The sequence below is a fragment of the Bradyrhizobium sp. Kon56 genome, assembly GCF_055807635.1.
Map to the genome: position 1 here is coordinate 1 of NZ_JBVVOU010000643.1, position 235 is coordinate 235.

1 protein-coding gene is annotated in these 235 nt (G+C 59.1%); it reads right to left on the bottom strand.

The features are described 5' to 3' along the window. On the bottom strand, positions 1-221 hold a 221-nt coding region (locus AC0L3B_RS40360; protein WP_473383671.1), incomplete at its 3' end, for a hypothetical protein. Positions 222-235 lie beyond the last annotated feature (14 nt).

A 235-nucleotide genomic window follows, 5' to 3' on the forward strand; every position in this document is an offset into this window, starting at 1 on the left:
CGGTAGGGCTGGTGAGTGATGGGGAGATGGACAAGGGCTGGGTGCAGTTGGCGCTGCGGGCGCAGCCCAAGCGCGAGAATGTTGCGATCTACGATCAGGCATTCAGCGAATACCTGAAGCTCTACCGTGTGCGCCGCCAACAACGCAGCACCGAGCGCCGCTTCGACTTCCTGAACAATGGTGTACACCGGATAGCGCGTTACATCCGCGATGATCTGCATCCACACATCCGAAT